Origin of the sequence: Runella sp. SP2 (assembly GCF_003711225.1) — a bacterium.
Classification (GTDB): domain Bacteria; phylum Bacteroidota; class Bacteroidia; order Cytophagales; family Spirosomataceae; genus Runella.
Genome location: NZ_CP031030.1, coordinates 1,942,605 through 1,965,615, shown reverse-complemented (window position 1 = coordinate 1,965,615; position 23,011 = coordinate 1,942,605). Strand labels below are relative to the sequence as shown.

Below are 23,011 nucleotides of genomic sequence, written 5' to 3'. Positions count from 1 at the left end.
AGTTGGCTATGAGAAACCGAAGGCACACCTCAGACACAGTTGGCACAAAAAAACCTGTGGGCCGAGACCCACAGGCTGGATATATAAACTCCAAGAAACAAAGAAACTACGTTAGCGAAGGCAATTTACAACTGAGATGCTAAAATTGCAATACCTTCTTTAAAACTATGTGGATTATACCCCAAAATTTCTTTTGATTTATCCAAAACAAAGCCCGTACGCGCTGGTCGCTTGGCAGGCTGAGTAAAATTAGAAGAATCAGCTTCGGCAATTAAGCCTTTTTCTAACCCAAAATAATCGGCAGTCATTATTGCCATTTCGTAAGGAGTTAATAAATCCTTCCCTGAAATATTAAATACACCTTCGGCTTCTTTATCGGCAATTAAAAAACAGCCCATCGCCAAGTCTTCAGCTAAGGTTGGCGTACGCCACTGGTCGGTTACTACTTTGATGTTCTTACCTTCTTCCAATGATTTTTTTACCCAAAGAATAATATTAGAACGAGACATATCAAACGCAATGCCATAGACCAATACCGTCCGAGCTATTGCCCACCGAATACCCGAATGTTGAACCACCTTTTCTGCCGCGTATTTGCTCCATCCGTAAAAACTCAACGGATTGGCTTCTCCTTCTTCGGTGTAGGGGCCTGCTGCTCCGTCAAAAATGAAGTCTGTCGATACGTGACAGAGAAATATATTATGCTTACGACACTCTTCAACTAGGTATTCGACGGCTTTTACGTTTTGTGCCCAACACGTTTCTTTTTCAAATTCACACTGATCTACATTGGTCATCGCCGCTCCGTGAACAATTACATCAGGCATCGTTTTTTGGATGACAGACGTTACTTCTTCAGGTTTGGTAATATCCATTGAAAAATAGTCATATCCTTCTTTAAAAGGAAGGCGGTTTTCACCACGCGCCGTGGCAATAACCTTTGTATCAGACTGTTGAATAAGTAGCTCTACTAATTTTTGTCCCAACAAACCGTTAGAACCTGTCACAAGAATTGTTTTCATACGCGCAAAGATAGTACCTCATGCCAAACCACAAACATTAAGTTTGTGGTTTGGCATTAAAATAAGATTAAAAAATAAGGACGATTTACCTAAAATTTCTCAAGGTGTAGGTGAATGTCATCATGTAATAACGCTGCAAAACTTGCGTCCTAACATCTTCAATATAGGAGGAAGTAATGTTACGGCTTACACTATTGTTCTGGCGAAGTACGTCAAACGAACTTATTTTCAACTCTCCTGCTCGATTCTTCAAGAATTTATATCCTACAGCCGCATTCCAGAGGGTGAAGTTAAGGTTAAAATCCTGTCCAAGTCCCGTGTAAAACGTATTATTGATATTGGTATTAACGAAGAAACCGCCTTTTGTCTCCCAGTTAATTTTGAAGTTGCTATTTTGGAAATAGAATGTCCCATCAAGCGCAGGTTGGAGAGAGTTTTTTACGGTATTGTAGTTACCATTGACCGACAAAGTAAAGTCAAGTTGTTCGCTAATGTTGCTACTTAAAACAAGTCCTCCCGTAATTGATTGGGTATTTGCAATATTTTCCACAAAGTTAATCAAACCTATGGTACGGGTATAACCTGTTCCAATGTTGAAATTTAAGTTACTTTTTAGCGAAGTAAGCGGCATTCCATACGTGATAAACGAACGCACATTCCAGTTCCCATTGACGTTAATAGGCTGAGTAAACTGAGAACCTGTACGAAGGGCAAAACCTGCTACTACCGTGTCTTTGGTGGCAATAAACGTCGTGTTACTGATATTGTTTTGGGTAAACGAACCATTAAAATTGATGAAGAAGCTGCGGGCCGTTTTAGCCTTTGTGATTCCGTACCGAACCGACATATTGTGATTATACTCTTGCTTCAAATCAGGATTACCCGTTCTTAGCAACAATGGATTGGAGTTATCCACCACATTTTGAAGCTGGTTGATAGTAGGTGCGTTGGTAGAAGTACGGTAATTGATTCGTAGGCTTTGCCCTTCGCTTCCTCGGTACATCAACATCGCCGATGGCAAAAAGTTATTGAACGAACGATTCACCTCAAATTCGGTAGGATATATTTGTTTTCCTACGAGTTGAGCATTTTGGTAATTTAGTTCGGCCGTCACCATCGTTTTCTTAATTCGCATACGATAACTTCCACCAATGCGATTGGTCATATACGTATTGTCAAACTCGTTGGACAATCTCAAATCAGGCAGGCTATATTCACTCGTCGCTTGATCGTAATTATAGGTATTTCTTACCGAATAATTTTTGGTATAAGAAGGTACGTAATTCAATTGTAGTTGTCCACCACGTCCTACATTTTCAGTCAAAGAGATATTACTTGAAACCGTGTACCCATTTCCTCTACTTTCGGTTTGCTGGTCGGTAATTTGCAAGGAATCGGCCGTCATACGTCCAAAGTATTGGTTGGTTGATTTCAAGGAAGATTCTCCCACTCGGGCATTCGACGAAGTGGTCAATCCTACTGAAATTGTACGGCCAATTTTCCCAAAACGGTGACGCCACAAAATCGTATTTCCCCAGTTATTTCCGTCATTTTGGTTTTGGCGATTGGTCTGTGTTTGGTTTAACGCTCTCCCACTTATACTGTTAGCACCTAACAAACTACTAAACGAAGTATTGTCTTGCAGGCTAAATCTAGGTGTAATGATGACGGAGTTTTTGTTATTGATGGTGTATTCCAAACGGGCATTTACGCGGTGGTTAAAGTTGTTATTTGATGAATAATAATTCTCATCGTAGAGTTGCCCTGCGCCTTGGGTTGTAAAAAAAGTACGTGCCAAATCCGTTGTATTGGCATTTTTAGCATTATTAAAAAAGTAACTACCCGTTACTTTCCATTTTTTACCCCAGTTATCAGAGTAGTTCAACCCAATTGCGTTGGTCGTTGTAATGCCATTTTGTTGTCCAGCCAAAAAATTACCAGACGCATTTCCGCCGCCAAAATTTCCACCACCACCGCCGCCGCCGCGATTTCCGCCGCCACCACCACGGTTTCCAGCGCCACCTTGGCCTCCCCCACCTGAGCCACCTAATACGCCAAGCAAGTCTTCGGTTCCAAAGTTTTGTTGGTTGATATTATTAGACATCCCGATGAGCGAAATTCGGGTGTCCTTCTTAAAATAGTTGGTACTTCCGCCTATCATGTAGCGGTTGTCGGTACCATAGCCCGCGTAAGCTTTCCCAAACTGACCATTATTACGGTCTGACCGTGTTACAATATTGATGGTCTTGGAGGTTTGGCCATCGTCAAAACCCGTAAACTGAGCTTGATCACTGAGGCGGTCAAACACCTGAATTTTATCAATTACTTCGGCTGGAAGGTTTTTTAAGGCCAACGTGGCATCTTCTCCAAAAAACTCGCGACCATCCACGGTTACCCTTTGCACATTTTCACCCTGGGCTTTTACTTGACCGTTTTCAATGGTGATGTTGGGCATTTTTTCCAACAAATCTTGGGCATTGGCATCTTTGTTGACCTTAAAAGCACTGGCATTATAAATGGTGGTATCGCCCTTTTGCTCAACGCGCTCCGCTACCCCTTTTACAATGACGTCTTTCAACAACTGCGCATCAGGTTTGAGAGCAATTTCGCCCAAATCGGGACTAGTCCGACGGAAATTAACGCGCTGGTCGTACGAGATATAACCAATATACGAAGCCACCAGCCGATAGCTCGCCGAGGGAATGTTTTTGAATAAGAACCGCCCAGACGTATCGGCAACGACTCCAAACCGTGAGGTTGAATCAGCGGTATTGATTAAAAGTACATTGGCGCCAATCAGCGCAGATTTGTCATTGGCATCAATCAATCGGCCTTTTACTTCAATCGTTTGGGCTACCGCCAAACTAGCTGAACATAGAAAAAGAAGGGCAAATAGGTAACGTATTTTTGTCATGGTGTATGTTATTTCACAATTGGATAGTTGAAATAACAGAAAGTTTAGTCCCAGAAGCGTTAAAAGCGATGAAACGCCCAAGAACACCGACGACAAGGGGGCTATTTACCGATAAAATTTTGAGGTTTTTGGGCTTTAAGAAATATTGTCTTTACTTGTAACCTAAATCTTTACATCTCCCTTTTCTCCCTCATGAATCGTCGCGACTTTTTTCAACAAACTGCCTTGGGCGGCGCTGCCTTGTCGCTCCCCACGCCTACGCCTACCCCTGCGGCTGTTGCCCCTTACAAACTAGGGCTTGCTTCTTACTCCTACTGGCATTTCAAAACGCCCAAAGTACCCATCGAAACGGTGATTGACGAAGCCGCTCGCCTCGAAATCGAAGGAGTAGATATTTTACACCGCCAAATGGACAGCGAGGATAACGCCTACCTCCAAAAACTCAAACGCCATGCTTTCGTCAACGGCGTGGACCTGATTTGTTTGTCGATTCACCAAAGTTTCGTTTCGCCCGATGCCGCCGAGCGCCAGAAAAACATCGACCATACCTTGCACTGCATTGAGCTTGCCTACAAAATGGGCATTCCGTCGATTCGCCTTAATTCGGGGCGTTGGAATACCATCAAATCGTTTGACGAACTCATGGCCAAGCGGGGCGTAGAACCCATCTTGCCAGGCTATACCGAAGACGACGGCTTCAAATGGTGCATTGATAGCATCGAAAAATGCCTCGCCAAAGCCGCCGAATGTGGGGTGATGTTGGCACTCGAAAATCACTGGGGACTTACCTCTACGCCAGAGGGATTGTTGCGCATTCGGAAAGCGATTGATTCGCCTTGGTTGGGGGTGTTGATGGACACGGGTAATTTTTTGGAAGACCCTTACGCCAAATTAGAGAAAGTAGCCCCCGTCGCCAATTTTGTACAAGCCAAAACCTACTACGGAGGCGGCGAGTGGTACTCGCTCGACTTAGACTATAAACGTATTTTTAATATCCTTCGCCAAGCCAACTACAAAGGCTACGTGGCCCTTGAGTTTGAAGGCAAAGAACCCGCCGAATCGGGGGTACGCAAGAGCATTGCGATGTTGCGCGAAGCCATGAAAGGCTAACGCCAATCCCACGCCACAATGTTCCACAAGTCGATGTGGTCTTCGTGGGTGTGTATCGTCCGAAAACCTACGCGCTCGTGCGCCCGCGTCGAGCGCGTATTTCGTACGGCAATTTCGGTAACGCACAAGTCAAATTCGCCCGACAATTGGCGTTTATGTTCGGCATACAGCCCATCAAAAATCCCTTGTCCACGGTGCGACTGAGCCACGCAAATTTGCCCCATGACGTAATAACGTTGCTCACTCAACGGCTTTCCGTCGTACGACAAGCCCGAAATAATGTCGAACATCGGCACCAATTCGGGAATGAGTTGCCCGAAAGTTCGGGGCATCACCAAGGCATAGCCCACCAACAAGTCGCCGTCTTTGGCGATGATTTGGGGCAAGGCATCGTTCATTTTTTTGATGGACTCAAATGAATGTTCGACCGTTGTAAAACCTTGGTCTTGTTGGTACTCTGACGGGGTATTTTTGTACAAGTTCTGGCGTTGAAGTTCCAAAATTTTACGCAAATCTTCGTCGTTTTGGGCAGAAGTAAAAATCACCGACATGTCGCTAACGGGTTAAAAAGTAGAATGGCCGTAAAAGTAACAACAGGCTTTCAGCAACCCAAACATTCCCCGTATCTTTGTCACAAACACATTCATCCAACCTAAACACTTATGCTAAAACGACCTTTACTTCGGCATTTTTTGTCCATTGCTTTCTGCTTAGTTACTTTTTTATCTTTTTCCCAAACCCCCATTCTGCCCGAGCGCGAACGAGCCCGCGTTGTGGATGAAATTTTAGAAGACCGCTTCAACAACCTATTGCCTCAATTGATGCGGCGAGAGGGAATTGACATGTGGATTATTATCTCGCGCGAGTACAACGAAGATCCCGTCATGAAAACGATGTTACCCAGTACGTGGCTCTCGGCGCGGCGGCGTACGATTATGGTTTTTTACGATGCAGGTGGTGACAAACCCCTCGAAAAATTAGCCATTGCTCGCTACGACGTCGGAAATTTGCTCAAAGGCGAATGGGACATCAATGTACAACCAAACCAATGGCTGGCTCTGTCGAAGGTGATTGACGACCGCAATCCGAAGAAAATTGCCTTAAATTTCTCCAAAGATTATGGCCATTCTGATGGACTGACTTTTACCGAACATAAAGAGTTTATGACGGCTTTATCGGAAAAACAAAAAGCAAAAATTGTCTCCGCCGACCGCCTTGCTGTGGCTTGGCTCGAAACGCGTAGCGAAAAAGAAGCGGCCATTTATCCGATTATCTGTCGTATTTCTCACCAGATTATTGAAGAAGCTTTTTCGGAAAAAGTTATTCACCCAGGCATCACCACCACCGACGATGTGGTTTGGTGGATGCGCCAAAAAGTGACGGATTTGGGACTAGAAACGTGGTTTCATCCGACGGTTGACATTCAACGCCTTGACCCCGAAAGCTTTGACCATTTACGTACGTTTTCAAAGCGCCCCTCCAAGCAAGTCATCATGCCAGGCGACCTGCTACACTGCGATTTTGGGATTACGTATTTACGCCTAAATACCGACCAGCAACAACACGCCTATGTGCTTCGTCCAGGCGAAACCGATATTCCTGAGTACTTAAAGAAGGCTTTTGTGCAAGGGAATCGCCTACAAGACATTCTTACTGAGCGCTTTAAAGTAGGCACTACGGGAAATAAAATGCTATTGGAATCGCTCGAACAAGCGAAAAAAGAGGGTATTACGGGAAGTATTTATTCTCACCCGATTGGCGTACACGGCCACGCAGCGGGGCCTACGATTGGGATGTGGGATCAGCAACAGGGAGTACCTGGCACGGGCGATTATCCATTGTTCCAAAATACCGCCTATTCCATTGAGCTAAATGCGGCCGTTGAAATTCCTGAATGGAAGAAAACGATTCGAATTATGTTGGAAGAAGATGGCTACTACAACGCCAACGGCTTCCGCTATTTGGACGGTCGGCAAAAGGAAATGTTTACCATTCCACGAAAAGTGTCCAACGTCAAATAAAATCAAAGGGGCTGCCATTGTTGGCAGCCCCTTTGCGTTTTGGCAATTATGAAGGTTTTTCCCCTTTTTTCATTCGATTGGTAATCGACAGCAACAAGGCAGGCAATAGAATCAAATTGGTACACATCGCTACCAAGAGCGTGATAGAAACCATGACCCCCATCGCCGCCGTACCGCCAAAACTTGACGCGGCAAAAATGGCAAACCCACAGAATAAAATGGCCGCCGTATAAATCATACTCAAGCCCGTTCCAAAAATCGCTTTGGTAATCGCCACCGTTGGCGCATGGCCGTTTTTGTAAATTTCCTGCCGATAACGCGTCAAAAAATACACCGTACCGTCGGAGGCAATTCCAAAAGTGATGCTAAAAATCAGAATCGTGGTAGGCTTAAAGTAAATATCAAAAAAGCCCATAATACCCGCCGTCAGCGCCAGAGGAATCAAACAGGGAAGTTTTGACAACAAAATAATAGGAACTGAACGAAAGAGAATCATCCCCACCAAAGCAATCAGAACAATCGCAATAAGCAAACTTTCGTATAGATTACCCAACAAGTAATCGTTGCTTTTCAAAAACACCAAACTATGTCCCGTTAGGCTTACGTTGTAGTCTTTGGGACTAAAAATAGAATCAACTTTCGGACGAATTTCTGCTAACAATTCTTTGATGCGTTCTGAGCCTACATCGGCCATTTGGAAACTCACCCGCGTAATGCTACGGTCTTTGTTCAAAAACGTATTCAACTGCTTCGCGCCTGCTCCATTTTGGCCTTGCCCTTGCACAAAATCTGACAATTTCGACAATTCCATTGCCCCAGGAAGAACGTAATACTTGGCATCGCCACCACGATACGCTTGGTACAAAAAGCGCGATGCTTCCACCGCCGAAACAGGTTTTGAAAACTCAGGATAATCGGCCAGCGCATTTTGAAGTGCTTTGATTTTGTACAATGTTCGGGCTTGATTTCCAAATACACCGTTGGGTTGTTTGGTATCAATCATCACCTCAAAAGGCAGAACGCCGTTGAAGTTTTTCTCAAAAAAACGCAAATCCACGTAGATTTTATCGTTTTTGGGCAAATCATCCACCACGTACCCAATGGCCTTGATTTTGGTCATTCCATAAGCAGAAACCAAAATCATAGCCACCATCACAAGGTAAATCGCGCGGCGTTTGTTGTGTACCAAATAATCTACTTTTGTCAGGATTCCTACCGCCCATTTTCCGTCCAAATGACGTAAATGACGTGCTTTTGGAATATCCATATAGTGTAACGTGATGGGCAACAACACCAAACAAAGCACATACGTGACCATCACACAGATAGCTGCAACCACCCCAAACTCTACCAACAAGGCACTATTGGTAAAATAAAATACCCCAAAACCGATGGCTGTGGTAACGTTAGCCAGCAAAATCGACAGCCCGATTTGTTTTACCATTTCGGCAATCGCTTCGTCTTTATTGCCGTGCGTTTTGAGTTCTTGTTGGTATTTATTGATTAAGAAAATACAGTTCGGCACGCCAATCACAATTAACAACGGCGGAATCAGCCCCGTGAGGGCCGTAATCTTGTACTCAAAGAGCTGCAAAGTACCAATTGAAAACACAACCCCGATGAGCACGACGACGATGGAAAGAAGGGTAAGGCGGAAAGAGCGGAAGAAAACCCATAAAATAAAGGCAGTCACTACTACGGCCAAAATCATAAACAGCGTCATTTCGCTCGAAATCTTCTTCATCATCGTTGTTCGGATGAAGGGCATACCCGAAAAATGAAGCTCGGTATTGTGCTTAACGGCAAATTCGTTTGAGAACTTAGCAACATCCTCCACAATCGACAATCGGCGCTTTGAGTTTAGCGAGGCTTCGTTGAAGGTTACTAAGATAAGGGTCGAATTCGTTTTTGAATTCCACACCAACCCATCATAAAACGGCAAATTTTGAATTTGCTTCTTCAAAGTATCCGCCTCCGCTTGGGTTGTTGGGAGCTGTTTCATGGCGGGAAGAATGTCGAAGCGGCTGGCACTGTCGTTTCGTACCACCTTATAAACACTCCCCAACGAAAGCACATTTTTTATACCATCTGTTGATTTGATTTTTTGGGCCAACGCCTCCCAATCGCGAAATTTATTGACTTCAAACAAGTTTTCATCTTGCCAACCAATGACCATTATCGCACCATCTTCCCCAAAAAGTTGTCGAAAATATTGGTATTCTTTTTCGGTAGGGTCGTCAGATGGGAGGATACGCGCAAACTTATACGAAAGCTCAATTTTACTCCCTTCGTACCCCATAAAGACCGTTGAAACCAGTATGACGGCCAACCAAATAAACCGATATTTGATGATATTTTGAGCAATATTATTCCACATACGCAATGGTGCTTTGTTTTAGGAAAGTCGCAAAGATACTCAGCCTTCCCGTGATTCAGCCTAAAAAAGTAAAGTTTATTGTCCATTATCAAGGTCAACAGAAAATAAAAATGCCCCGATTTTCATCGAGGCGTTTCGCATTTACAAGCTCGTTTATTACTTAAAAGTAACGGGCAACGTCAATTTATCAGCCCCTCGCTGCACTTCTGCTTCTACGGTTTGGCCTTTTTCAAATTTACCCAACGCACCCATATAATCGTAAATGGTATTAAGGGTATATTTATCCAAACGTAAAATCAAATCTCCGCCTTTGATACCCGCCACTTCTCCTGGGCGATTTTTAGAAACCCCGTCCACCTTGATGCCAGGCCCGTTAAACGAATAATCGAGCAACAGCCCCATCGTCACTTTGAAGCTCATGTTGCGGGCCATTGGCATGGCCGTTTCGCGGTATTCTAGGCGATTAGGAAGTTTATCAACGGCATTTACAATACCGACCACTGAATTCAGAATTTTAGCTTCGCCTTCAAAGTTAATCAACTCAATGTCGTCGCTTGGCTTGTGGTAATCGCCGTGAACTCCAGTAAAGAAGAACAAAACAGGAATTTTCTTTACATAAAACGACGTGTGGTCGGAAGCACCAGCGCCTGCGGAGTCAATTTTAAACGCCATTTTATCACGTTCCAACACGGGTGGTATCACTTGTCCCCAAGTAGGGCTCGTTCCCCAACCTCCCACAGTAATTGCTTTATTGGCGTCAAAACGACCAATCATGTCAAAATTGAGCATCAAATTGACCGTAGATAGGTCGATGGTAGGGTTGTTAGCGTAGTATTTTGAACCTAATAAACCTAGTTCCTCCGCCGAAAAGCAAATGAACAGGAAGTTGTGTTTTTCTTTGACTTTGTTTTTGGCAAAATGTCGCGCTAATTCCAGCACCCCCGCTACACCCGACGCGTTGTCGTCGGCACCATTGTGGATTTTCCCCTTACTGTCAGGAATCAACGAACCCCGCTGATAACCTTCGCCGAGGTGGTCATAGTGCGCTCCGATGACAATGGTACGGTCAGCGCCATTGTCCAAAAAACCAACTACGTTGCGGGCGTCCAACACATGTACTGTGTCAAGGTTTGCCTTAAAAGGCTGTTCATAGCCATTGGTACCCTTGGGTTGAAGTCCTATTTCTTTGAAATATTTCGCAATATAATCGGCCGACATTTTTTCCTCTTTCGTTCCCGTTCCACGGCCTTTAAGCTCGTCAGATGCTAAGTATGAAATGTGTTTTTGGACGTTTTTGGCAGAAATATCTGACTTCTGGGCGTACAATGAACTCGCTGCCAAGCAAGCTACTAATAGTATTTTTTTCATTAGAGAAATGTGATGAGTGAATAGTTTAGAGTTTGCATCTTCAACAAGTTTAGTCTAGGCCAATATACCGTGTGCAATACGGGTTAGTTCGCCATGAATCCACTCAAGACCATAAGGCGTTTCAAGCAATTCTATGGGTTTTTTACCACTTAAAATATGGTTTGGGTGATTCATCCACCCAATAAACTGCGGCAATTCTCCAAAAACATCCTCCCCACATTTACGTAAAACCGCAAGTTGAAGAGAATATTCCTCGACATCTTTTCCTATTGGCACAGAAATGACTTCAAGTTGGCCCCAATTATTTACCTCAAACATCGTACATGGCATTTGGCGTAAAAATAATGACTATTTTACATAACAACCCTGTGAAAAATGTTTTAATTATAAGTTCTTACCTACGAATTTACAAAGCCTATTGCTTCGGTGGCGTAGGTCTCCAACGAAACGACTGTGCATCAATCGCCCTCATCGTGCACAAAACGCCATCAAGATGGTCGAATTCGTGTTGCAAAAGTTCTGACAAAGCATCTTCCATCGGCCATTCTTGCGGCTGCCAGTGTTCATCGAAATATTTTATGGTCAACGACTTATGGCGCTTTACTTTTACCAACAAATTAGGAAAGCTCATGCAGTCGTCCCACAGCTCAAAGGTTTCATCGCTCAAATTCACCAGTTCTGGATTAATAAACACCACTGGGCGGTCGATGTTCATGTAAATCAACCGTTTCATAATCCCTAACTGCGGTGCGGCAATGGCTCGTCCAAAGCCATATTTTGTGCGTACTTCTTGCATTACATTGTGGAGGTCGGCCACCCAGCCCAGCAACTCGTCGTGTTCTTCGGGTAAAACAGGGGCACATACCTCGTACAATCGCGGGTCGCCCAGTAAAAGTAAATCGGCTAATGTTTTCATCTTTTTCTTCGTGTCTAAGCACCGTTGTAAATCAAAATCTTTATGTGTGTTTGGTTTTGTGCGGTTGGTTTCTCGTGATGTGCCGTTGGTTTCTCAAAACCAACCGACTCGGGTTTCTCAAAAACCTTGAAAACGAGGTTTTGAGAAACCTCCAACGTCAGATTTGAGAATCTGACGCCACTCGTGATGTGCGGTTGGTTTCTCAAAACCAACCAACTCGGGTCTCTTAAAACCCTTGAAAACGAGGTTTTGAGAAACCTCCAACGTCAGATTCTCAAATCTGACGCCACTCGTGAGATGCCGTTGGTTTCTCATGATGTGCGGTTGGTTTCTCAAAACCAACCGACTCGGGTTTCTTAAAACCCTTACAAACAAGGTTTTGAGAAACCTCTAACGTCAGATTTGAGAATCTGACGCCACTCGTGAGGTGCCGTTGGTTTCTCGTGATGTGCGGTTGGTTTCTCAAAACCAACCGACTCAGGTCTCTCAAAACCCTTGAAAACGAGGTTTTGAGAAACCTCTAACGTCAGATTTGAGAATCTGACGCCACTCATGATGTACCGTTGGTTTCTCAAAACCAACCAACTCGGGTTTCTCAAAACCCTTGAAAACGAGGTTTTGAGAAACCTCCAACGTCAGATTCTCAAATCTGACGCCACTCACAAACTCTTTATAATAAGTAGCAAGTATCTTAGACCTTTTTGAGACTTTATTTCACAAGCATTCATTCGCACCTAAAACCCCAACCAGCAATGCAAAATACAGCAATAAAACTCATACTATTACTGGGTTTTGTTTCGGTTTTTTCTTTCACAGGAACGGACACCCTCCAAAACGAATACCAAGCAGAAGGCGCTGCTGATTCCAACCGTGTCTATGTTCCCGACGACCTTGAAGCCACGCTTTGGGCGGAAGCTCCCCTGTTTTACAACCCTACCAACATGGACATTGACGCAAAAGGGAGAGTTTGGATTACGGAGGCCGTCAACTACCGCAATTTCAACAACAAACCCGACCAAAAACTCACCTTCAACGAAGGCGACCGAGTCATGATTTTGGAAGACACTGACGGCGACGGGAAGGCCGACAAATCGAAGGTGTTTGTCCAAGACAAAGACTTGGTAGCACCACTGGGCATTGGGGTCATTGGCAACAAAGTGGTGGTAAGTTGCGCTCCCAATATCATTATTTATACCGACGAAAATGGCGACGACCTTCCCGACAAAAAAGAGATTTTTCTGACGGGTTTTGGCGGCCTCGACCATGACCACTCGCTGCATTCGCTCACGGCTGGCCCCGACGGAAGATGGCATTTTAACACAGGAAATGCAGGGCCGCACAATGTCAAAGATAAAAGTGGTTGGACGCTGCGTTCGGGAAGCATTTACACGGGAGGAACGCCTTACAACAAAGAAAATCAAGGCAATCAAAAAAGCGACGATGGGCGTATTTGGGTGGGTGGCCTGTCGTTGCGGATGAACGCCGATGGAACGGGTCTCAAAGTAATGGCGCACAATTTTAGGAATAGCTACGAAATAGCCATCGACAGCTACGGTGATTATTGGCAAAATGATAACGACGACCAAGTGGTTACCTGCCGCACGAGTTGGGTGATGGAAGGCTCTAACGCGGGCTATTTTAGTGCCGACGGAACGCGTACTTGGCAAGCCGACCGCCGCCCCAACCAAGACATGTTTACTACCCACTGGCACCAAGAAGACCCAGGCGTTTTGCTCGCAGGTGACAACACGGGCGCAGGCTCTCCCACGGGTATGCTCGTGTACGAAGGTGACGCACTGGGAGAAAAATACCGTGGCACTGTTCTCAGTTGCGAAGCAGGGCGAAATGTGGTGTGGGCGTATTGGCCTAAAGCCAAAGGGGCTGGTTTTGACTTTTCTCAACGGGTCGATTTTATCAGTAGCTTTTCCAAAGTTGAAGAACACTACATTTGGCACGAAACAGGCAAAGACAAACGGAAATGGTTCCGCCCGAGCGATGCCGCCACGGGCCCAGACGGCGCTATTTACGTCGCCGATTGGTACGACCCTGTGGTAGGTGGCCACCAAATGCACGATAAAAAAGGCTACGGACGGATTTACCGAATCACGCCTAAAGGCAAAAAACTAAGTACGCCTACCTTCGACCTCAGCTCGGTCAAGGGACAAATCGAAGCTCTTAAAAACCCCGCCATTAATGTTCGCAACTTAGGTTTTGTGGCGTTACAAGCCCAAGGCGAAACAGTAATTCCCGCCGTCAAAGCCTTACTGGCCGACGCTAATCCATTTGTCCAAGCGCGCGCTGTGTGGTTGTTGGCCCAATTGGGGGCAGCTGGAAAAACCGAAGTGGAACAACTTCTGCTTCAAAGTACTGACACTCGGCTGCAAACTGCCGCTTTTCGGGCGTTGAAGCACGACATTACGCCTTCAAGTTCGCCCCAAGAAATAGCCCAACAAGTGGCTTTATGCCAAAAGGCGCTCAAAGTGGCTTCCCTCCCACTATACCGCGAAATTGCCATTTCGTTGCGAGATGTTCCTTATACTGCTATGGCAAATCTGATTTCGCCGCTCGAAGCTGCTTTTGATGGAAAAGACCGTTATTATTTAGAAGCCTTAGGAACTGCTTTGGACGGAAAAGAAGAGAGTTATTTCCAAAAATCCCGCCCTCAATGGCCTCAAAATGCCGCCAAATGGACGCACCAACAGGCCTGGATGGCTTGGCGGCTTCATCCAAAAACCGCATTGGCTGATTTAAAAACACGAGCATCCGCTCCCAATCTCTCTGCCGAAGAGCGCAAACGAGCCATCACCGCTATTGCTTTTATCAAAGACAAATCGGCGGCAATTGCCATGCTTGATTTGACAAAAAGTACCTTGAAAGACGTGGCTGAACAGGCGTTTTATTGGGTCAATTTCCGCAAAACCAACGATTGGCAGTCGTTGCTTGATTGGAAGGAAGCGGCCGCTACGCAACTCAGTCCCGCTCAAAAACAGATGTTGGCTTGGAAAGACGTCATGACCGATACCAACGCGCCCATCGCCAAACGCGAAGAAGCGGCCAAAACGCTTGCGGGGGATGTATTTGGGGGACAATTGTTGCTCGCCGCCGCCAGTGAAAACAAAATTCCGAAAGAGTTACGGCCGCTCATTGCTCAAACCATTTTCAACAACCCCGACCGCAGTATTCGGATGATGGCGGGCGATTATTTTCCACGTCCAAGCGGAAAAGGACTGTCGGTAAGCTTAGCCGCAAGCTTTCCCGCCGACCTTGGTAAAGGCAAACAGATTTTTCAAACGCACTGCACCTCGTGTCACCGCTTTCAGCAAGATGGGAAAGAGATTGGCCCTGATTTAACCTTGATTGGGAAAAAATTTGACAAAGAAGGGTTGCTAGACGCCATCATCAATCCAAGCGCTAGTTTGGCCTTTGGCTACGAACCGTGGATTATTCAAACCAAAGACAAAAATACCTACTACGGCTTTGTAGTAGGCGACGGAGCTAATGTGCTCCTTAGAGATGTTGCGGGAAAAACCTCGGCCATCAAAGCGTCACAAATTGCTTCGCGCCAACAACTTAAAAATAGTTTGATGCCTGAACCATCGTCATTGGGGCTAAAAGAAAAAGATTTGTCGGATTTGGCAGGGTATCTGCTGGGGTTGCCTAAATAAGGGGCAAGGGTCGGACCGTCGCACGGCAATGGGCAAGGGGCAAGGGGCAAGGGGCAAGGGGCAAGGGGCAAGGGGCAAGGGGCAAGGGGCAAGGGGCAAGGGGCAAGGGGCAAGGGGCAAGGGGGCAATAAAAACTACAGTAAAGGGCGAATGAGTTCCTTCTGCCCTTTACTGTAGGCAATAATATTATAAACGAACGACTTCGCCCGTACGCACTGATTCGTCGCACGCAAACGCGATTTGAAGGCTGTTTACGGCGTCCGCCATGTGGTCGGTTAAGTCAACGTCTTCTACGATTGCTTTTAAGAAATAGGCTTGTTCACGGTTGCAAAGCTCTTGGTGGTCTGGCTCGTCGGTCAAGTTAATCCACTCATCAGGTTTTGTAAATGCGTTGTTTTCGTCAATATCGGCATGGTGATAACGCAACGATTCAGTTTTGGTATGGGCATCTACGTTGTCCGATTTACCCGCACCTCCTGCATCTTTTGCCACAATCGACACGCAGCCTTTAGGGCCTACTACGTCTTTTACAAAAAATGCCGTTTCGCTCATCATTGGGCCCCAGCCTGCTTCGTACCAACCCACTGAGCCATCCTCAAAACGAATTTGGAGTTGTCCGTAATTGTAATTTCCCGCAGGAATATCTTCGGTCAAGCGAGCGCCAATGGCCGACACCCACACTGGTTTTGAACGGGTCATTTGACACATTACGTCGATGTAATGCACGCCACAGTCCACAATCGGGCTAAGGCTTTTCATCAAATTGCGGTGTACGTCCCACATATAGCCGTGGCTTTGCTGGTTGAGGTTCATCCTCATTACCAATGGCTTACCAAGCGTTTGCGCCAATTCCACAAACTTTTCCCACGACGGATGATGGCGCAAAATATACCCAACCACCAATTTTTTATTGGCTTTGACGGCCGCTTCTACCACGCGCTTTGCGCCTTCGACAGTATCAGCCACTGGTTTTTCAATAAATACGTGACAGCCGTGCTCAAAGGCCATAACCGCAAACGCTTCGTGCGTGTCGGGGTAGGTGGAGATACAAACGGCATCAGGTTGCGTTGCTTGGAGGGCTTCGGCATAATCGGAATACAAAGCATATCCGCCCCCTAATTTTTCGTTTAGAACTTCTTTACTTTTTCCCGTTGAGACAATACCACAAATTTCGAAACCTTCAAAATTATGATAGGCTGTGGCGTGAGAAGCGCCCATGTTTCCGCATCCAACGACAAGGACGCGCACTGGTTTGGGGGATGTTGACATAGGTAATAATTGTAGGAAATGGTTTTGACTGTAAAAGTACACTATTCATTCTTACATACTAACATTTGCACCAAATGGGCTGTGCATATATGTCTGTTTTGTGAAAATTCAGAGACTTAGAATGATAAAACATTTTATCTATCAAAACTTATAATATTAAACAAAACATCTATTAAAATACCTTAAAAAGTAAAATTATTTCTTAAATTACAAACGAAAACAAACATTTTGTGTTATAAACTTTTCCACCATTTACCTTTGCAGAAGTTCTTTCAATCAATTGCCGTTTTTGGTTTCAGCGGAGTTTGTTTTTGCTGAATTAAAAAGGAATCGTGTGAAATTCACGAACTGACGTGCAACCGTAAATCGCCCAAAACGATAAGTCGAGACACTTGCCAAAAACGAATTGACGGAGGCTTTCACGAGTCGAAGCCGACGTCAGGCAGTGGGTAAGGAAAGAGCAAATAAGTTTTTCAACTTTTTTGTTTCATTCAACTCCTTTTACTCTTATGCTCAAAAACAACCTTGGGTATCCTCGCATTGGCAGTCGCCGCGAGCTAAAAAAAGCCTGTGAAGCCTACTGGGCGGGCAAAATCTCACAAACCGAACTGCTAGAAACAGGCCGCCAAATCCGCCTTCACAACTGGCAGCTGCAACAACAAGCAGGCATTGACCTCATTCCGTCCAACGATTTTTCTTTGTACGACCACGTGCTCGACCTCAGCCTAACCGTGGGTGCGATTCCTGCTCGCTTCCAAGAAATCTTAAATGCCAATCCTCAAAACAATTCCCTCGATGTCTATTTTGCCATGGCTCGGGGCTACCAAAAAGATGGACTTGACATTAAAGCCCTAGAAATGACCAAATGGTACGATACCAACTACCATTACTTAGTACCTGAGTTCACCAAAAATCAGACGTTTAGCCTTTCTTCGGACAAAGTTTTCAATGAGTTTGACGAAGCCAAGTCGGCAGGGATTTTGACGAAACCCGTGCTTTTAGGCCCAGTTTCTTACTTGCTTTTGGGCAAAGAAAAAGAAGCCGATTTTCACCGATTAGAGTTATTACCTCGCTTACTTTCAGTCTATTACGACATCATTGAGCGACTGACCCAACAAGGCGCCGTGTGGATTCAATTCGATGAACCCTGCCTTGCACTTGATTTAACTTACAAAGAAAAAGACGCCCTCCGAACAGCCTACGGCACGATTCGTACCCGTTTCCCCCAACTGAAAATCATGCTGGCTACTTACTTTGATGGCTTACGTGATAACCTACTGGTCGCCTCTCTCCTGCCAGTCTGTACTTTACACGTCGATTTGGTACGTTTTCCGAGCCAATTTGACAACCTATTAACAGCCATCCACGAACCTATGTCGTTGTCACTTGGTATAGTTGACGGACGTAACGTTTGGAAAAACGACTATACCCGTTCTCTCACTTTCATCCAAAAAGCCATTGATAAGTTAGGAGAGGCAAGGGTAATGATTGCGCCCTCTTGCTCTTTGTTGCATACGCCCTGCGATTTGGAGTTGGAAAAAGACGAAACCAGACTTCCTTCTGAGATAAAGCAATGGATGGCTTTTGCCAAACAAAAGCTCCAAGAAATCAACGACTTACATCTCATCGCCACCCAAGGAAACAATGAAAAATGGGCGCAAAATAAAGCAGACATCGAAAGTCGGCGTACGTCGTCATTGATTCACAAACCGCACGTAAAACAACGCGTTGATGCGCTCAGCGAGGCCGATACCCAGCGTAAAAGTCCGTTCTCAACCCGTCAACATCTTCAAAAAGCGTTGTTGCAGTTGCCCATCTTCCCCACAACGACCATCGGTTCATTCCCCCAAACAGACGCCATTCGCCAGCTTCGCGCTCGCTACAAAAGCGGCGAGATTTCCCCCCAACACTACGAGGAAATCATCGAAAAAAACACCGAGGAGGCCATAAAATGGCAGGAAGAAATTGGTTTGGATGTGTTGGTTCACGGCGAATTTGAGCGTAACGACATGGTGGAATATTTCGGCGAACTGCTGAAAGGATATGCTTTTACGCAGAATGGTTGGGTGCAAAGCTACGGTTCGCGTTGTGTGAAACCACCAATTATCTATGGCGACATTGAACGCCCACACCCCATGACCGTACAATGGGCTACCTACGCCCAATCGCTAACCTCAAAACCAGTGAAAGGTATGTTGACGGGGCCGATTACGATTTTGCAATGGTCGTTTGTACGGGACGACCAAGCCCGAAGTGAAACAATGTTTCAGCTCGCTTTGGCCATTCGTGATGAAGTGTTGGATTTGGAAAAAGCAGGTATCCGAATCATCCAAATCGACGAAGCAGCGCTGCGTGAAGGACTTCCGTTACGCAAAAGCGACCGACAAGCCTATCTTGACAATTCTGTCAAAGCCTTTCGGGTGGCGTCCTCTGCAGTGGCAGACCAGACCCAAATCCATACCCACATGTGTTATTCGGAGTTTAATGACATCATAGAATCCATTGCGGAGATGGATGCAGACGTCATTACAATTGAAACCTCCCGTTCACAAATGGAGTTGTTGGACGCATTTCATACCTTCAACTATCCCAACGAAATTGGCCCAGGCGTGTATGACATTCACAGTCCTCGCGTGCCCAGCGTCGATGAAATGGTGCAGTTGTTAGAAAAAGCATTGGCCGTACTCCCCGCTGAGCACCTTTGGGTCAATCCAGACTGTGGTTTAAAAACGCGCCGTTGGCCAGAGACTGAGAAGGCGCTCAAAAATATGGTACAAGCGGCTGGCCAAGTTAGAAAAGCCATTGTTGAAGAGGTGTGAAACAAAAATACCTACGTTTAGGTTTAAACATTTTACCTAAACGTAGGGTAGTACAACAAAAGATAAAAATTATGTTTCATTTTCCACCTTCAAAATCAATTCACAAACTTTCCTCACTTGTCCCACTATTAAGCTGGGATTTTGCCCATCCGTTGTTACAAAAGCAAATCGAAGTAGGTGAAGATTATAAATCCATCTCGACCCTTTCTGAAAGATTTCAATGGGATTTAGAATTAGAAACAAAACAACTCTTACGAAATAATTATATCCTAGTAATCACCAATTTATCTCAAGAAATAGTATGGGTAAGTAAGCAATTTGAAACAATGACCCATTACCCCAAAAACGAGGTCATCGGACTGAGGCCTACTTTTTTACAGGGAGAAAAAACAAGTACAAAATCACTGAACTTGATACGAGAAAAGCTATCAAATGTCGAGCAAGTAGCGACCAAACTTCTCAACTACCGTAAAAATGGGGAAGCCTATTGGTGCCAAGTAACCATTCGTCCAATCCATAACACTGACGGTCTTTTGACGCATTTTATGGCGATTGAGAAAGAAGTTGAGTAATAAGATATTTTGTTAGTTTTTACGCATTAAAATAGTGCATTGAATCGTCAACATCCCCACCTACTACCTTCCAAGTGGACTTGGAAACGGGACTGCCCAAAAATAGATTTCCTGGGTCGCTGATGGTGCCATCGGCTCGGTTTTGGACTTACAACCGACCAATAAAACAACAATAACAAAAAAGGGAGCAAGACTTTTGAACATAAATGGATGGTTAAATGAAAAGAATTATTGAGTGTGTTTTATTAAACTATTTTTTTATTTTTTACGATAAAATAGGATTCTCCAAAGGCTTGACCTCTTTTAAATCCTCATAGACTTTATCAAAAACGTGCAGCATACGTTTTCCTTCTTCTTCTTCGTTTGCCCACTCCACCAGTGTGCCGCGTATGAGTTGATAGATTTGCTCATAATTGGGATTACCTGCCAACTTTGCAATGATGAGTTTATGAAATTCTATGCTATTTCCAATGAGCATAATCTCTCCAAAATCTTTAAATTTTAATGGTTCTAAATTAATTTTTTGGTCTAACCATCTTACATCTCTTGATTTTTCTAAAACAGGTTCTAACAAATTTTCATATTGCCATTTGAAATCTTCAAAAAAAGTATGAATGTCATTTGTTTCATACCCTTCTCGTATCAATTCAAACCCGCCTTGCATAATCGCATCGTTAGGGTATTTGTCATATTTTTTGTCAAAACACATTCCATGTGTGGCAAAAGTTGGATTATTTCTCCTTTTAATATAAGATTGAGTATTATCCAAAATCTGTTCAATTAAATCATATCTTCTCAGGCAGAAATAGGTAATCCCGACTGTATTTACCCCATTTTGGATTAAAGAAGAAAAATCTAATTCGTCAAAACCAAATGATTGAGTTCTTATATAAATACAAGGTTTTTGTAAAATAAAACCTTGTTTCGATAAGTAACTATGCACAAGTTTATCAACTTCGAACTCTATTTGTTTGAGTGTTTTCATTGAATGATTTGTTAATTTTCTGCTTCAAGGGCTCTTGAAAGTTTTATTGAGTTGTTTTCGAGTTTAGTATGAACACTGCTCATTTCTTTGAGCGTAATAGGTGCTCCTTTAGTATATGGTTGCCCTTCAAAATCAAATCTTTCTGCTAACTTAAACTGTGCTTTAGTGCCTGCTGCATTAACATCTTGCATAGTTGTGATAGTGGACTCTTGCCCATCGGTAAAAAGAAACCTTTTCTTTCAATTTAGTATTGAGATTGCACTCCATATAACAGGAACAGGTTACAAATTATACTTTGTAGGAGTTCTATCCAAAAGCTCTTTTAATTCTTTAATGGCATTAAATGATCTTTGATAATCAACATCATTGGGTGTTTTTTTAAGTCTATTCTCAAAACCATTATAAAGCCAGCTGATATATTCATCGTATCTAGGATTATTACAAAGTTTCCAAATAACTGCTTTTTTGTATATACCTTTTGGGATGTAATCAGAAATTTCCATTTGAGGAATGTCATTCACAAACTCATTGAGTGTGTTTAAATTCTTCCACTTCTCAAAGAATGGTAAGCATTCATTAAGGAAAAATTCTTTATAGACCTTGTTCAAATTGGGTAACTGGTTCAAATGTTCAAATTCAAGATTATACGAAATTTCTGGAGCATTTTCAGGATTAAATGTGCTTGTCATTTCTTTTAATACTCCCCCCATTAAACCATTACGTTTCAAAATAGGGTGTACGATTTGTTCTACTTCTGGATAAGCTATCAAAGCAGAAAAACCAAGAAATATCTTTGTTTCCCCATAGTCAAGAATGGCCCACCCGGTACTACTCCAAAAATTGGAGCTTCGATTAATTAATTGAGAGCCTCGTCGAAAATTCTCTACCTTGTATCCAATTGATACGGCATCTGCCCTTACGTCTTCCAGCAGATATTCCCTTAGTTCATCAATTTTTACCATTTTTAAAACATTTTTATTGTTTGACCAAATCCGCCGCCACCATTACTAATAGTTTTATAAACATCCGATCTGTAGATGCGTACTGTTGTTCCGGTTGTTAGTCCTAGCGGAACTCCCTGTTTTAGGAGCTCGGGGGCACTTGTTCTTACTTCAAACTCAATATAAGTGGGAGGGGTTGGTGTTTTTCGCTTAAATATATCAATCAATTCAGTAGCTTGGTTATCTGTCCATGGAGATTTAGAAGTAAGTTTTGAATCATTGATTACTGCACGATAATAATCTTCCCCAAACTCATCTGTGAATTTTTTTACCAATAAATCATCAGCAATGACAAATTTACCGTTGGCAGATTTGAGGTAAATTTGCTTCAAATGTCTAAAACCATTGGTTATCAGGGAGCCAAATGGAGGCTCTATATTTGCTAACATCCCAGAAACCTGAGCTTCAAAAGTTTTGCCTGCCCGAGTTACTTCTTTAAAAAACTCTCGCTGAGACCAGCGTAGCCAACGTGAGTCTGTAAGAGAACCTTCTTCCAATAATTGGCGATAATGATACGGATCTTCTTTGAGTTTTTGCCAAACATTTTTTAAATCACTTGGGTTTTCAAAAGCCAAATCCTTAATTGAAGTAGCGTATTTTACATTACCTAAATCATTATCCAAACGTCCCAGCAGTTCATCGTCCCAAGTTTGGATAATGTTTTGTAGTTCAGCTTTTTTAGAAGCATTAGTTACACCTTCCAGCCAAGCACTTACTTTTGGAAATTTAGAAGCTACATAACCTGCTTTTCCAAAGAGGGTTTTTAATCCATCTTTCCATTTGCTTTGTTTAAATAGAGCAATGGCTTCCTCTGGGTTTTTGATGGTAAGCTTTAGGGCGCCAAATACCTTTTGCTGGCCTTTTAAGGTAGATAATTTCACCCATTTTGATGGAATAACAATGGTAGCAATAAAGGCAGCAAGTACACCACGGTTATAAGCCGAAACATCGGGGAGCAGTACTTTTACGTAG

Annotated in this window: 17 protein-coding genes and 1 riboswitch; of the genes, 5 read left to right on the top strand and 12 right to left on the bottom strand. The window is 43.9% G+C overall.

What is annotated here, in order from left to right; genetic code table 11:
* Positions 1-125: 125 nt before the first annotated feature.
* On the bottom strand, positions 126-1,022 hold the full coding sequence (locus tag DTQ70_RS08310) for an SDR family oxidoreductase (protein WP_122930383.1): 897 nt from the start codon (positions 1,020-1,022) through the stop codon (positions 126-128).
* A gap of 85 nt (positions 1,023-1,107) precedes the next feature.
* On the bottom strand, positions 1,108-3,936 hold the full coding sequence (locus DTQ70_RS08305) for a TonB-dependent receptor (RefSeq protein ID WP_122930382.1): 2,829 nt from the start codon (positions 3,934-3,936) through the stop codon (positions 1,108-1,110).
* A 192-nt stretch (positions 3,937-4,128) separates the two neighbouring features.
* Here DTQ70_RS08305 and DTQ70_RS08300 point away from each other — a divergent pair, with 192 nt between their 5' ends.
* Positions 4,129-5,046, top strand: a complete 918-nt coding sequence (locus tag DTQ70_RS08300) for a sugar phosphate isomerase/epimerase (protein WP_122930381.1) — start codon at positions 4,129-4,131, stop codon at positions 5,044-5,046.
* Here DTQ70_RS08300 and DTQ70_RS08295 read toward each other — a convergent pair.
* Positions 5,043-5,597: a GNAT family N-acetyltransferase gene (locus DTQ70_RS08295; RefSeq protein ID WP_122930380.1), complete on the bottom strand. Its 555-nt coding sequence runs from the start codon at positions 5,595-5,597 to the stop codon at positions 5,043-5,045. The two genes, DTQ70_RS08300 and DTQ70_RS08295, sit on opposite strands and share 4 nt — an antisense overlap.
* Before the next feature lie 111 nt (positions 5,598-5,708).
* On the opposite strand from DTQ70_RS08295, the gene DTQ70_RS08290 reads away from it, so the two are divergent.
* On the top strand, positions 5,709-7,067 hold the full coding sequence (locus DTQ70_RS08290; RefSeq protein WP_122930379.1) for a M24 family metallopeptidase: 1,359 nt from the start codon (positions 5,709-5,711) through the stop codon (positions 7,065-7,067).
* Positions 7,068-7,113: 46 nt separating this feature from the next.
* On the opposite strand, the gene DTQ70_RS08285 is transcribed toward DTQ70_RS08290, so the two are convergent.
* From DTQ70_RS08285 to DTQ70_RS08270, 4 genes are all read right to left on the bottom strand, one after another.
* On the bottom strand, positions 7,114-9,444 hold the full coding sequence (locus tag DTQ70_RS08285; RefSeq protein ID WP_122930378.1) for an RND family transporter: 2,331 nt from the start codon (positions 9,442-9,444) through the stop codon (positions 7,114-7,116).
* Between the two features lie 156 nt (positions 9,445-9,600).
* Entirely contained in the window at positions 9,601-10,812 is a 1,212-nt protein-coding gene (locus DTQ70_RS08280; protein ID WP_122930377.1) for a M20/M25/M40 family metallo-hydrolase, read from the bottom strand.
* Between the two features lie 54 nt (positions 10,813-10,866).
* Positions 10,867-11,130 carry an MbcA/ParS/Xre antitoxin family protein gene (locus tag DTQ70_RS08275; protein ID WP_164489923.1) on the bottom strand — a complete coding sequence of 88 codons (264 nt, stop codon included), beginning with the start codon at positions 11,128-11,130 and terminating at the stop codon, positions 10,867-10,869.
* 97 nt (positions 11,131-11,227) lie between these two features.
* Positions 11,228-11,728 carry a peptide deformylase gene (locus DTQ70_RS08270; protein WP_122930375.1) on the bottom strand — a complete coding sequence of 167 codons (501 nt, stop codon included), beginning with the start codon at positions 11,726-11,728 and terminating at the stop codon, positions 11,228-11,230.
* A 752-nt stretch (positions 11,729-12,480) separates the two neighbouring features.
* Between DTQ70_RS08270 and DTQ70_RS08255 the strand changes: the two genes are divergently transcribed.
* Positions 12,481-15,393 carry a PVC-type heme-binding CxxCH protein gene (locus DTQ70_RS08255; RefSeq protein ID WP_122930372.1) on the top strand — a complete coding sequence of 971 codons (2,913 nt, stop codon included), beginning with the start codon at positions 12,481-12,483 and terminating at the stop codon, positions 15,391-15,393.
* A 186-nt stretch (positions 15,394-15,579) separates the two neighbouring features.
* On the opposite strand, the gene DTQ70_RS08250 is transcribed toward DTQ70_RS08255, so the two are convergent.
* Complete coding sequence (locus tag DTQ70_RS08250) at positions 15,580-16,662, bottom strand: Gfo/Idh/MocA family protein (RefSeq protein ID WP_122930371.1); 1,083 nt, start codon at positions 16,660-16,662, stop codon at positions 15,580-15,582.
* Between the two features lie 273 nt (positions 16,663-16,935).
* A riboswitch (cobalamin riboswitch) is annotated at positions 16,936-17,077 on the top strand.
* A gap of 94 nt (positions 17,078-17,171) precedes the next feature.
* Here DTQ70_RS08250 and metE point away from each other — a divergent pair.
* A complete protein-coding gene (gene metE / locus DTQ70_RS08245; RefSeq protein WP_122930370.1) occupies positions 17,172-19,481 on the top strand; it encodes a 5-methyltetrahydropteroyltriglutamate--homocysteine S-methyltransferase in 2,310 nt (769 codons plus the stop codon).
* Positions 19,478-20,053 carry a PAS domain-containing protein gene (locus tag DTQ70_RS08240; protein ID WP_122930369.1) on the top strand — a complete coding sequence of 192 codons (576 nt, stop codon included), beginning with the start codon at positions 19,478-19,480 and terminating at the stop codon, positions 20,051-20,053. The genes metE and DTQ70_RS08240 overlap by 4 nt, the downstream gene beginning before the upstream one ends.
* A gap of 265 nt (positions 20,054-20,318) precedes the next feature.
* Here the strand turns inward: DTQ70_RS08240 and DTQ70_RS08235 are convergent, their stop codons facing one another.
* The 4 genes from DTQ70_RS08235 to DTQ70_RS30975 form a co-directional block, all read right to left on the bottom strand.
* On the bottom strand, positions 20,319-21,038 hold the full coding sequence (locus DTQ70_RS08235; RefSeq protein ID WP_122930368.1) for a hypothetical protein: 720 nt from the start codon (positions 21,036-21,038) through the stop codon (positions 20,319-20,321).
* Between the two features lie 11 nt (positions 21,039-21,049).
* On the bottom strand, positions 21,050-21,229 hold the full coding sequence (locus DTQ70_RS08230) for a hypothetical protein (RefSeq protein ID WP_122930367.1): 180 nt from the start codon (positions 21,227-21,229) through the stop codon (positions 21,050-21,052).
* 90 nt (positions 21,230-21,319) lie between these two features.
* Positions 21,320-22,000, bottom strand: coding sequence for a hypothetical protein (locus DTQ70_RS08225; RefSeq protein WP_122930366.1), 681 nt, complete (start codon positions 21,998-22,000; stop codon positions 21,320-21,322).
* A 2-nt stretch (positions 22,001-22,002) separates the two neighbouring features.
* Complete coding sequence (locus tag DTQ70_RS30975; protein WP_206019653.1) at positions 22,003-22,920, bottom strand: hypothetical protein; 918 nt, start codon at positions 22,918-22,920, stop codon at positions 22,003-22,005.
* Between the last annotated feature and the right edge of the window lie 91 nt (positions 22,921-23,011).

What these genes read in the sequence shown, in the direction of transcription:
- DTQ70_RS08310 (WP_122930383.1), bottom strand. Translation starts at nt 1,022, where the DNA reads ATGAAAACAATTCTTGTGACAGGTTCTAACGGTTTGTTGGGACAAAAA.
- DTQ70_RS08305 (WP_122930382.1), bottom strand. Translation starts at nt 3,936, where the DNA reads ATGACAAAAATACGTTACCTATTTGCCCTTCTTTTTCTATGTTCAGCT.
- DTQ70_RS08300 (WP_122930381.1), top strand. Translation starts at nt 4,129, where the DNA reads ATGAATCGTCGCGACTTTTTTCAACAAACTGCCTTGGGCGGCGCTGCC.
- DTQ70_RS08295 (WP_122930380.1), bottom strand. Translation starts at nt 5,597, where the DNA reads ATGTCGGTGATTTTTACTTCTGCCCAAAACGACGAAGATTTGCGTAAA.
- DTQ70_RS08290 (WP_122930379.1), top strand. Translation starts at nt 5,709, where the DNA reads ATGCTAAAACGACCTTTACTTCGGCATTTTTTGTCCATTGCTTTCTGC.
- DTQ70_RS08285 (WP_122930378.1), bottom strand. Translation starts at nt 9,444, where the DNA reads ATGTGGAATAATATTGCTCAAAATATCATCAAATATCGGTTTATTTGG.
- DTQ70_RS08280 (WP_122930377.1), bottom strand. Translation starts at nt 10,812, where the DNA reads ATGAAAAAAATACTATTAGTAGCTTGCTTGGCAGCGAGTTCATTGTAC.
- DTQ70_RS08275 (WP_164489923.1), bottom strand. Translation starts at nt 11,130, where the DNA reads ATGTTTGAGGTAAATAATTGGGGCCAACTTGAAGTCATTTCTGTGCCA.
- DTQ70_RS08270 (WP_122930375.1), bottom strand. Translation starts at nt 11,728, where the DNA reads ATGAAAACATTAGCCGATTTACTTTTACTGGGCGACCCGCGATTGTAC.
- DTQ70_RS08255 (WP_122930372.1), top strand. Translation starts at nt 12,481, where the DNA reads ATGCAAAATACAGCAATAAAACTCATACTATTACTGGGTTTTGTTTCG.
- DTQ70_RS08250 (WP_122930371.1), bottom strand. Translation starts at nt 16,662, where the DNA reads ATGTCAACATCCCCCAAACCAGTGCGCGTCCTTGTCGTTGGATGCGGA.
- metE (WP_122930370.1), top strand. Translation starts at nt 17,172, where the DNA reads ATGCTCAAAAACAACCTTGGGTATCCTCGCATTGGCAGTCGCCGCGAG.
- DTQ70_RS08235 (WP_122930368.1), bottom strand. Translation starts at nt 21,038, where the DNA reads ATGAAAACACTCAAACAAATAGAGTTCGAAGTTGATAAACTTGTGCAT.
- DTQ70_RS08230 (WP_122930367.1), bottom strand. Translation starts at nt 21,229, where the DNA reads ATGCAAGATGTTAATGCAGCAGGCACTAAAGCACAGTTTAAGTTAGCA.
- DTQ70_RS08225 (WP_122930366.1), bottom strand. Translation starts at nt 22,000, where the DNA reads ATGGTAAAAATTGATGAACTAAGGGAATATCTGCTGGAAGACGTAAGG.